Below are 5,633 nucleotides of genomic sequence, written 5' to 3'. Positions count from 1 at the left end.
GCCGCTCCGAGTCCGACACGTCCGCCCCCGCGGCCGCGCCGCCGCCGTGCCGCCCGTCGATCAGCAGCACCCGGGCCGGCCCCCACGGGCGCGGGGTGGCGGTGGCCTGGGTGGCGGCGGCGAACTCGATCGCCTCGATCAGCGCGCCGAAACCCGCGCCGGGCAGGTCGGCGCGGGCGAGGCGGTCGCGCGCGTCGGGGCCGGAGTCGCCGTCCGGCAGGGGCATGTCCATGCCGGGGGCGATGACCGCATCGATGCTGGTCCGGGGGTGTGCGGTGACCGGCACCCCGGCGGCCGGGAGCAGCGACGCCGCGGTGACAGCGGGTGCGGGCGCCGGCACGGCCGGGGTCATCGCGTCGTGCCGAGCCACCGCGTCGACGACCGGTCGCGCCGCCGGCGGGGCGGTCACCGCCGTGTCCACGCGCTCGGCCTCGCCGTTCTCGGCGTCCAGGTCCGTGGTGATCCCCGGCGCGTCCGGACCGGTCTTCAGCCACGTCGGGCGGCCCGCCACCACGAACGCCACCCGGTCGCACGCGCCGGCGAGCGCCTGGTTGGCGGTGCCGAGCGCGTCCGCGAACGCCCGCCCGACCGCCGTCGCCGGCACCAGCGACAGGCCGACCTCGGGGCTGACCAGCACCACCCGGGCGGAGCACGCGCGGACCGCGTCGGCGAGCGCGGTCACCGTCGCCAGGTCGTCGTTCGGCTGGCGCGCCGGGTCGAGCAGCGCCGCGACCCAGCCGCCCAGGTCGTCGACGAGCAGGGTCTCGTCGGGCTTGGCCTCGGCGAGCACGTTGGTCAGCCCGTCCGGGTCCGCGGCGGTCTCCTCGGTGGTCCAGGACTGCGGCCGGCGGCGCTGATGAGCCTCGATCCGGGCCCGCCACTCCGGATCGTCCTCGCCACCCACCGCCGTCGCGACATATCGGACCGAGGCGGCGCCCGCGACCAGCGCCTCGGCGAACGCGGACTTGCCGGACCGGATCCCGCCAAGTACCAGGATCGAACGCCACCCGTCAGCAGACATGCCCCGTACTTTAGGGCCGGGCGTTGCGATCATGGGGGCCGACCCGGCCCCGGGGCGTCCCGCCGATCACGGCCGTCATGATCGCCCGTGACACCATCGGCGAGGCACGGGCGTCACGGGCACACCGGCGGGCACACCGTAGGGTGGCAACAGGACCTTGGTTCGACACCTGAGGAGGCGGCGGAATGCCGTGGAGTTGGCGGTACGAGGGCGTCGACGGGCAGCCGGTGGCCGGCCCTACCGAGACGTTCAGCAGTCAGGCGGACGCCGAGTCGTGGATCGGCCAGGCGTGGCGTGAGCTCGCGGCCGCCGGAGTCACCCAGGTCACCCTCGTCGAGGACGACCGGGTCGACTACAAGATGAGTCTGCTGCCGCCGGAGTGAATTACCAGGTCTCCCGGGGCTCCCCGAAGAGCGCCTTCGTGCCGAGTCCCATCTTCGCTGGGATTCTCGCCATCACGGGCGTTGCCGGCTGGATGACCTGGACCGCGTTCGGCAACCCGCGGGTCGACGTCTTCCTGCTGGTCGTCTCCGGCTGGGTGCTCTCGCTCTGCCTGCACGAGTACGCGCACGCCATCGTCGCGTACTTCTCGGGGGACCGGGGCGTCGCGGACCGGGGCTACCTGCGGCTGGACCCGCTCAAATACACGCACCCGGTGCTGTCGATCGTGCTGCCGCTGGTCGCGGTGGTGCTGGGCGGCATCGGCCTGCCCGGCGGCGCGGTCTGGGTCGACCACGCGCACATCCGGAGCAAGGCCAAGCAGTCGCTGATCAGCGCTGCCGGGCCGGCGACCAACGTGGTGTTCGCGCTGATACTGGCGGTGCCGTTCGCGCTCGGCGCGGGCGGCGACGTGGGGGTGGTGCGGGACGGCTCGGGCTCGATAGTGGTCGTGGGCAGCCACGGCGACTTCTGGGTCGCCCTGGGGGCGCTGGCGTTCCTGCAGGTCACGGCCAGCCTGCTCAACCTGGTGCCGATGCCGGGCCTGGACGGCGGCAACATCCTCCAGCCGTGGCTGAGCGCGCCGTACCAGCGGGCCTACAACCTCTTCGCGCCGTACGGATTCATGCTGCTCTTCGTCCTGCTCTGGCAGTCGCGGATCAACTACTGGTTCTTCGCGGTGGTCGGCTGGTTCGCCAACCTGATCGGCGTGCCGGACGGGCTGGGCGAGGTCGGGCTCTACTACATGCGCTTTTGGTCGTCCCTGTGATCCCGGCGCCCCCGAGCGGGGGCGCCGGGAACGCCGTCAGGGGCGGTTCGCCGGGCTGACCGTCAGCGCCGGGTCGCGCTCGATGACCGGGGCGAGCACGTCGTCGATCGCCTTCAGCAGGTCGTCCTCGAGCTTCACGCCGGACGCCTTGGCGTTGTCGTGGACCTGCTCCGGGCGCGACGCGCCGATGATCGCCGCGGACACGTTGGAATTCTGCAGCACCCAGGCCACCGCGAGCTGGGCCATCGACAGGCCGGCCTGCTCGGCGAGCGGCTTGAGCCGCTGCACGGCGCCGAGCACCTCGTCGCTGAGCCAGCGCGAGATGAAGTCGGCACCGGACTTGTCGTCGGTGGCCCGCGAGCCGGCCGGCGGCTGCTTGCCCGGCTCATACTTGCCCGTGAGCACGCCCTGGGCGATCGGCGACCAGACCACCTGGCCGATGCCGAGCTCGATCGAGGTCGGCACCACCTCGGCCTCGATGACCCGCCACAACGCCGAATACTGCGGCTGGCTCGAAACCAGCTGAATGTTCAGATCCCGCGCCAACTCCCAACCCGCGCGGATCTCCGTCGCGGACCACTCCGAGACCCCGATGTAGAGGGCCTTGCCGGAGCGCACCACATCGGCGAACGCCTGCATGGTCTCCTCGAGCGGCGTCGAGTGGTCGTAGCGGTGCGCCTGGTAGAGGTCGACGTAGTCCACCTGCAGCCGGCGCAGCGAGCCGTTGATCGACTCCATGATGTGCTTGCGGGACAGCCCGCGGTCGTTCGGGCCCGGGCCGGTCGGCCAGTAGACCTTGGTGAAGATCTCCAGGCCCTCGCGGCGTTCGCCCTTGAGCGCGCGGCCGAGCACCTCCTCAGCGCGGGTGCCCGCGTAGACGTCCGCGGTGTCGAATGTGGTGATGCCCACGTCGAGGGCGGCCTTGACGCACTTGGCGGCGGCCTCCTCCTCGACCTGGGAGCCGTGGGTGATCCAGTTGCCGTAAGCGATCTCGCTGACCATGAGGCCGGAACGGCCGAGGTGACGGAACTCCATGTTCCGGACCCTACCCGCTGCTTACAGAACCGGCCGGGTGTCGGTGAGCAGTCGCTCTATCTCGTCCGCCACATCGACGACCCGGGCGTGCACGACGTCGAGGATCGGCTCGCCGCGCCGGTCGAGCGCGCCCCACCGGCCCTCGCGGTCGCCGATGATGAACGCCACCGGATGGATCACCAGCCGCGCGTACATCGGGGCCACCAGGAACTGACCGGTGCGGTCCACCACGCCGAGCCGGTCGCCGGCGTCGACGACCGCCAGGCCGTCCGCGGTGAAACCATCGACCGGCCCGCCGGCGATCAACTCGGTCGCGAAGCGCCTGAACTTCGGCTGCACCACGATCCGGCCGTGCCGGTCGATCGCGCCCCACCCGCCGCGCCGCACCGCCGCGAGACCCTGCCGGAACGGTCGCACGTCGTCGAAGCCGCCGGGCACGATGACCCGGTTGTGCCAGTCGACGGCGAACCAGCCGCCGGCCGTATCGCGCGACACCCAGGCCAGGCCGTCGCCGAACGGGCCGGCCTGCACGTACCCGCTCGAGGCGTCGATCAGCAGCGCGCCGGTCTCGTCGATCAGCTCCCAGGCGTCGCTGCTCGGCCGGCGCACCCAGGCGGCACCCTCGTGGAACGGCTGCGCGTCGGCGTAACGCTCGGCGATGACGACGTCGCCGTTGGAGTCGGCGTACCCCTGCCAGCCGGACTCGTAGTCGACCGCCGGATGCGGCGGCCGGCTCCGCTGCAGAATCTCCTCGCGGGAACGCGGGTAGGGACCCCAGCCGGCCTCCTGCACCCGCGCCATGACGGCGTCGAGGGCGGCCTCGGTGCGGGAGACCAGGTCCGGGTCCTCGAGCCGGCGCAGCGCGAGCGCGGCCTCGAAGTGGTTGCAGGCCTCGAGATAGCGGCCCTGCTCGTAGCAGGACTTGCCGGCCTGCACGTGCATCTCGGCCCGCAGCCGGTCGGGCAGTTCGACGGAGTTGGCCTCCTCGAACATCCGGTCGGCCTCGGCGAAGTCGCCGCGCCACTGCTGCACGTGCGCGAGCCGGGCCTGCACGATCGCGGTCCGCCGCAGCTCGCCGGTGGCCTCGGCATGCCGCAGCGCCTCCCGGCCGTCGGCGAGGGCCCGGCCGAGGTCGCCGAGCACGCGGGAGACGACGGCGCGCAGGCTGAGCAGACGGGCGCGGACGGTGTCGCGCTCGGCGTATTCGAGCTTGTCGCTGAGCCGGTCCCGCACGTCGAGGAGCCGGTCCGGGTCGTCGATAACCTCACGCAGGGTGAGTGGATCAAACTTCCACGGGTACGTGGCCAGCACCTGCTCGGGATCGGTGCGGCGGCGCACGGGCTCGAGTTCGGGCTCGGACGGCGGGGGAACGGACAGCGCCGGAAGCTGCATGCTCGGGGCTGGTACCGCGTCATTGCGGCTCGCCTGGCTCTCGGCTGCCGGGGTCTCGGCGGCTGGGCTCTCCGCCTCGGCCTTGTCGTCTGCCTCGACCGGCTCCGGGCCGGACTCGGTGGGGGCGGGCTGGTCCGCGACCGGGGCGGCGGACTCGGCCGGGACAGGCTCGGCCTGCTCCCGGTCGTCGGCATCAGGCTCGTCGATGCTCGGTTCGTCCGGGAGGGTGGCGGTGGGTGCCGACTCGGGCGTCGCGTCGACCGGCGCCAAGGGGACGGCGCCCTCGTCCTCGGCGGCCTGGTCTTCAGCGGCGCCTACCTCGGCAGCCTCGTCCCTGGCGGCCTCGTCTTCGGCGGCCTCGTCCCTGGCAGCCTGGTCTTCGGTGGATTTCTCGTCGGCGGACTCGGTGGTCGCCTCGGCCGTCAACGGTTGCTTGGCTTCGGCCGGCTCGCCCTGGATCGGTTCGTCCTGGGTCGACCCGTCCCGGATCGCCTTGTCCTGGGTCGGTTCGTCCTGGGTCGGCTCGTCCTTGGTTGCCTTGTCCTCGGTCGGCTCGTCCTCGGTCGGCTCGTCCTCGGTAGGGCCGGTCGCGGCGGGTTCGTCGGCGACGTCCTCGATCGCCGCGCTGGGGCTCGGCGGGTGTTCGACCTCGGCGGTTTCGACCGCAGCGGCCTTCGCCGCGGCGTGGGCGTCTTCCGGGGTGATCGGTCCGCCGGGGAAACCGTCCTGGGGTTCGGTGGTCTCGTCGGGAGCCTCGGACGCGTCCTCGGCGATGACCGGCTCCTGCCAGGCCGGTCGTTCGACGACGGCCACCGGCTCGTCCGCAGAGCCGTCGGCCCATGCCTCGCGGGCCGATGCGTCGTCTTCCGGCGCTTCGTCGCCCGGCGCTTCGTCGTCCCGTGCGTCGTCGTCCCGTGCTTCGTCGTCTCGTGCCTTGCGGGCCGATGCGTAGTCTTCGGGCGCTTCGTCGTCCCGTGC

The 5,633-nt window shown here is 72.6% G+C and carries 5 protein-coding genes; 2 read left to right on the top strand and 3 right to left on the bottom strand.

Features of this window, described 5'->3' with window-relative positions; translation table 11 throughout:
- Positions 1 to 1,021: bifunctional adenosylcobinamide kinase/adenosylcobinamide-phosphate guanylyltransferase (locus AB0F10_RS43780; RefSeq protein ID WP_360640087.1), on the bottom strand; the 1,021-nt coding region annotated here is incomplete at its 3' end.
- Positions 1,022 to 1,206: 185 nt separating this feature from the next.
- Between AB0F10_RS43780 and AB0F10_RS43775 the strand changes: the two genes are divergently transcribed.
- Both AB0F10_RS43775 and AB0F10_RS43770 read left to right on the top strand, forming a co-directional pair.
- Positions 1,207 to 1,404: a hypothetical protein gene (locus AB0F10_RS43775; RefSeq protein WP_360640084.1), complete on the top strand. Its 198-nt coding sequence runs from the start codon at positions 1,207 to 1,209 to the stop codon at positions 1,402 to 1,404.
- 38 nt (positions 1,405 to 1,442) lie between these two features.
- A complete protein-coding gene (locus AB0F10_RS43770) occupies positions 1,443 to 2,228 on the top strand; it encodes a site-2 protease family protein (RefSeq protein ID WP_360640081.1) in 786 nt (261 codons plus the stop codon).
- 36 nt (positions 2,229 to 2,264) lie between these two features.
- Here AB0F10_RS43770 and AB0F10_RS43765 read toward each other — a convergent pair whose 3' ends face one another.
- Both AB0F10_RS43765 and AB0F10_RS43760 read right to left on the bottom strand, forming a co-directional pair.
- The gene (locus AB0F10_RS43765; RefSeq protein WP_360640078.1) at positions 2,265 to 3,263 is read right to left on the bottom strand and encodes an aldo/keto reductase family protein; all 999 of its coding nucleotides are present in this window, start codon (positions 3,261 to 3,263) and stop codon (positions 2,265 to 2,267) included.
- Between the two features lie 21 nt (positions 3,264 to 3,284).
- On the bottom strand, positions 3,285 to 5,633 hold a 2,349-nt coding region (locus AB0F10_RS43760; RefSeq protein ID WP_360640075.1), incomplete at its 5' end, for a WG repeat-containing protein.

It is taken from the genome of Actinoplanes sp. NPDC026623 (assembly GCF_040638275.1).
In the GTDB taxonomy this organism is placed as follows: Bacteria; Actinomycetota; Actinomycetes; order Mycobacteriales; family Micromonosporaceae; genus Actinoplanes.
The sequence above is the reverse complement of the archived record's forward strand: the minus strand, read 5'-3'. Positions and strand labels throughout refer to the sequence as shown.